This window comes from Arthrobacter sp. 2RAF6 (assembly GCF_052115205.1).
GTDB lineage: Bacteria > Actinomycetota > Actinomycetes > Actinomycetales > Micrococcaceae > Arthrobacter.
The window spans coordinates 1-3,606 of the sequence record NZ_JBFRGF010000078.1 but is presented as its reverse complement, the minus strand read 5'-3'; the positions used below and the strand labels follow the sequence as shown (position 1 = coordinate 3,606).

Sequence of the window (3,606 nt, the reverse complement as noted above, 5' to 3'; positions counted from 1 at the left end):
GGCTCCCGTGAGTTCAGCGAAACTGAGGGTTCCTCGGTGGGAACCCGAGGGTCCGTTCCGCTCTGGACCAGGGATCGACCCGTGGGTTCGGCTCAACCCGTAGTGGGGGTGGCTCACCCTTCAGGCTTTTCCCGCACACATATGGAGCACAGTATGCAGGGATCCTAATAGTAACGGGGGCGCTGCTTCGGTAGCCGGCCGCCTTTCGGGCTATGGCCTGGCATGTCCGGTCGCACTAATGTGTCGTACATGAGGTGAAGAACGTCCCTTAAGGATCGCGCCGATGATGAAGTGGACACGGAACTCCTTACGGTTTCCGGAACAGACGATCAAGGATCTTGCCTCGCTWAAGTATGTGTACCTTGTGGTCGGTGCCGGCTGGGTCGTGTTTGGGATTTTTCAACTCCCAGGGTGGCGGGGCTACCCGTACATCATCCTTGGAATCCTTTGGGGTACTCTTTTTCTGGCGGCCAAGAGGGAGATACGGCGGCGTCAGGAAAGTAGTCCATCGACGAAGTGAACACCGTCTACGGTCCCTTCCGACCTAGGGAATACAAGGTCTCGCCGTGTAACGGTTACCGCCTACGCACCGACGCAACGGGTACCTCCCTTCGCGATACGCCAAAGGTGTGAAGGGCAACGCATCTTGGCTACGAACCTGGCCCGGTTGCCAGGCCGAYGGCTGATCGTTTCTGGTCAACTATCGCGCTAACGTTGGATATTTCACTTTTTCACAAGCCACYYCWAGTGTCGCGTTCGACCGAGGTTTGCAGCAGCTGCCGGGCTGAGCTCGCGTAACGGATGGCGGTCTTGGGGTCGAGGTCGAACACGACGGCGAGGTGGAGCGGGTCAGGGCCGTGGGTGAGTGCCTCTTCGAGTTGCCGGTCCATGCGCAACCGTTCCAGGGTGGCGTCMTGGCCGCGGAATCCGGCGTCGATCCAGTGACCGCTGACCGGACCGGTCTCCAGGGCAGTCATCTGGTTGATCAGCATGTGAGGGTTGGCGGTGTTGGGCCATCGGGAGCGGCGATAATCCAGCCACCCCGCGAAGATCCGGTGGGTGAACTCGTCGAGCGGGCGGGTGCGTCCGGCAATGGTGAGGCGCCGATTGCCGAGATCGACATCGTCGAGTTGCAGGGCGCGGATCGCGCCGGTGCGGGCTGCATGGATGGCGGCCAGCGCGAGGATCAGGCGGTCGGCTGGGCGAGCAGCACCGGTGGCTGTGCGCTGGATCTGACCGGGTTCCAGCGGCTGGATGAGCTTCGAGACCCGGTCGCCAAYCCGGATGCGGCTGGTCGGGTTGCGGAACACGATGCCGTGCTTCTTGCAGAAGCCGAACAGCGAYCGCAAACCGATCAGCGTGTTCTGGCGGGCCGCGCCGTGAAGTACGTCCAGGACGGCGAGCACCTCGTCTCGGCTGATTTCGCGCAGGTGGTCGTGCCGTTGCGACCAGTCCAGCAGCACCGGGCGCACGATTCTGGCGTACTGCCAGACCGTTCCGATACTGCGCGGCTCTCTTCGGGGCCCGCCATTTCGCAGGGTGCGCAGCCAGGTCTCGGTCTCGCGGGCAATGCCCGGCGCGATGCCGTCAAGTTTGCCGTCCAGCCAGTCCTCAAAGGAYGATCGCCGGTCGTCGACGAGGATGCCCATCTCGGTCAGGACGWCGGCGGTGCGGTCGCAGCTGAGGTTCAGCCGCCGGAGGGCATCGAACATCGCGGTGTAGAACACCACATCGCCGTCAACGTGCGGAGACAGCAGGATGACCAGTGCGCGCTGGACCTCGAACCGGACTCGGCGCGACCATCCCCGGGCCTCGCCGATCCGGTGGGCGAGGTAGTTCCCCCAGACCAGCCAGGGGTTCTCCGGGTGGGCGTCGGTTTCCTCGTCGAAKCGGGTRTAGTCGCGGCGGAKCCCGTCGAACAGGAACGGCTGRAACCATGTGCTCGCCGGGCGTCCGGCTGGTGCGGGCGGTTCCTTCTTCGGCCGGCCGCGTTGCCCCTGCATGCGCGGCGGGGTCGTCTTCGCGCCGCGCATYGAGGCCATGTTGGCGAAGAACAGCTGGTGRTGCCGCACYTGCCCGAGATAACGGCTTGGWATGGCTGCCCAACGGACATCGCCGCTTTCSCGCGCCTGGGCGCGGGCCTGGGCCCAACACAACCTGCAGTACTGCTTGCGGAYCGGTTCCCGGCGGCCGCAGCCAACACACTCGCTGACCGCATGCTCCCGGGCGAACATGTAGCAAGCCGCGCAAAGACCATGGCCGAAGGAACGTCCCCACGCCAGACAGCTTCCGCAGCTGCGCASCACGCCCGAGATCCCACTSCGGCCTGTCACAGCGGCGGCAGCGACCGGCCGTCATGGCGCTTCGGTGTCACCGCCGGAGCGCCGGCTGCTGCGGCCTTCGGCTCCTGCTCGGCGCCGGGCTTGGGGACCTTCTCGGGCTCGGGGAGGAGCACGTCGCCGATCGGGCAGCCCAGGACGGCGCAGATGACGTCGAGGTCCTCGAGCTTGATGCTGGCCGGGGTGCCGGACCAGAGCCCGGACATCTTGCCCGCAGAGATCACCAACCCGTGCTCGGCGAGCATGCGCTGCAGCTCGCTCGCCTTCCAGATACCGCGGTTGGCGGCAGCCAAACGCAAATTCCATTTCATGAGAGCATCCCTTCCAGCCGCCTGGCCGCACGCTGCTGGCCGGCGATCCACGCGTCGTCGATTCGGGTCCGATGAACGTGAACATAATTTAAAGTCGACGCGATCCAGGAGTGTCCGAGTAGCTCCTGGATGGAGATCAAGTCCAGCCCGGACAAGTAGAGCTGGCTGGCGCAGAAATGCCGCATGACATGCGGAGTCAGTCGATCCGCCCAGGTCGGCAGGTGCRCCGCGGCGGCCTCGGCCAAGCCGGTGCGCAGGGCATCGTCGCCGATGCGTTTGCAGGTGCCGTCGGTGTTCTTGCGTTCGGACGGGAACAGCGGAGCGCCGGGGCGGGTGTGGTTGTCATCGAAGTGTGCCCAGACGTCCTCGATGAACCAGCGCAGCGTCCGGTCCGCGCCGTTGATTAGCGGCACCATCCGCTCACGCGGACCGCTGCCCCGGGCACCCTTGCCGACGCGCACGTGCAGCTTGCCGAACCGGCCCAGTTCCCACTTCACGTCGGCCAGGTCGAGGCAGCGGACCTCGTTGACACGCAGGCCGACCTCGGACATCAGCTTCGCTGCGACGAAATTGCGGGCGGTCGGGGCGAACTTGCGACAGGTCAGCAGYTCCTCGCGCCATCCAGCGAACAGGGCGGCGACCTCGGCGTCCGTGGGCGGGATCCGCAGCGCAGCCTGCTTGCGGCCGCGGGGCTTGTTCATCTCATCGATCGGGCACTCAACGACCCTGCCGGTCAGAGCATGGATCTCGACCTGGTGCCGCAGCTCGAGGAACGCGAAGAACGTCGTCAGCGCCTGCGCCCGCGCCAGCCGGGTCCCCTTAGCCGCGTCGCGCAACACCTTGCCGAAGTAGATGTCCGCGTCGGTAGGCTCCATGTCCCACAACGGCTTCCCGAGCCAGGTGCGCACCTGCTCCAGGTGACCGATGTCCGAGCTGATCGTGCCATCCGCCAGCCC

Annotated in this window: 3 protein-coding genes; all 3 read right to left on the bottom strand. The window is 65.4% G+C overall.

The annotated features are described in order from the left end of the window. Positions 1 to 731: 731 nt before the first annotated feature. Positions 732 to 2,033 carry a hypothetical protein gene (locus AB4Z38_RS25455; RefSeq protein ID WP_441432296.1) on the bottom strand — a complete coding sequence of 434 codons (1,302 nt, stop codon included), beginning with the start codon at positions 2,031 to 2,033 and terminating at the stop codon, positions 732 to 734. 296 nt (positions 2,034 to 2,329) lie between these two features. After that, positions 2,330 to 2,650 (bottom strand): helix-turn-helix domain-containing protein, encoded by a 321-nt coding sequence (locus AB4Z38_RS25450; RefSeq protein WP_441432295.1) that lies wholly within the window; start codon positions 2,648 to 2,650, stop codon positions 2,330 to 2,332. Then, on the bottom strand, positions 2,647 to 3,606 hold a 960-nt coding region (locus tag AB4Z38_RS25445; RefSeq protein WP_441432294.1), incomplete at its 5' end, for a tyrosine-type recombinase/integrase. The genes AB4Z38_RS25450 and AB4Z38_RS25445, both read right to left, overlap by 4 nt.